Annotated in this window: 1 protein-coding gene; it reads left to right on the top strand. The window is 66.5% G+C overall.

Annotated elements, in window-relative coordinates:
* Nucleotides 1–804, top strand: an 804-nt coding sequence (locus MOV74_RS39370; protein WP_246933016.1) for an amidase, incomplete at both ends; no start/stop codon positions are given.

The raw sequence follows: 804 nt of genomic DNA, 5'->3' as shown, positions 1-804 counted from the left end.
GGCAGCTTGCGCAGCCCGGCGGCGTTCTGCGGCATCGTCGGCATGCGGCCGAGCATCGGCCGCGTCGCGCATACGCCGAAGGCGGGCATCGATCGCAATCTCGGCGTACAGGGCCCGATGGCGCGCAATGTCGAGGATCTCGCGCTGCTGCTCGATGCCATGAGCGGCGACTATGCCGCCGATCCGCTGTCGCTGCCGGCGCCCGCGACCTCGTTCCTGTCGGCGACGCAGTCCGGCAAGAAGCCAAAGCGCATCGCCTATTCGCCCAATCTCGGCATCACGCCTGTCGATCCCGAGGTGAAGGCGATCACGCGGAAGGCGGCGGAACGCTTTGCCGAGGCTGGCGCCATCGTCGAGGAGGCGCATCCGGACTGGCGCGAGGCGCATGAATGCTTCCACGTGCTGCGCGCCTTCGATTTCGCGATCAGCAAGGCGCAATTGCTGAGAACCAAGCGCGATCTGCTCAAGCCCGAGGTGATCTGGAATATCGAGGAAGGTCTCAAGCTCACCGTGGAGCAGCTCGAGCGGGCCGAGGCCCAGCGCGTCGGCATGACCGCGCGGGCCGTCGAGTTCTTCAAGACCTACGACTTGCTGCTGACGCCCACCACGATCGTGCCGCCCTTCCCGATCGAGCACCGCTATGTCACCGAATGCGCTGGCAAGAGATTCGACAATTACGTCGAGTGGCTCGGCATCGTCTACGCCATCACGCTGGCGTGCTGCCCCTCACTGTCGCTGCCCTGCGGCTTCACGGCGTCGGGCCTCCCGGTCGGCGTGCAGGTCGTCGGCGCACCGCGAAGCGAC

This window comes from Bradyrhizobium sp. SHOUNA76, from assembly GCF_023006445.1.
GTDB lineage: Bacteria > Pseudomonadota > Alphaproteobacteria > Rhizobiales > Xanthobacteraceae > Bradyrhizobium.
Note: the sequence above shows the minus strand (reverse complement) of the source record. Positions and strands in the feature narration are given on the sequence as shown.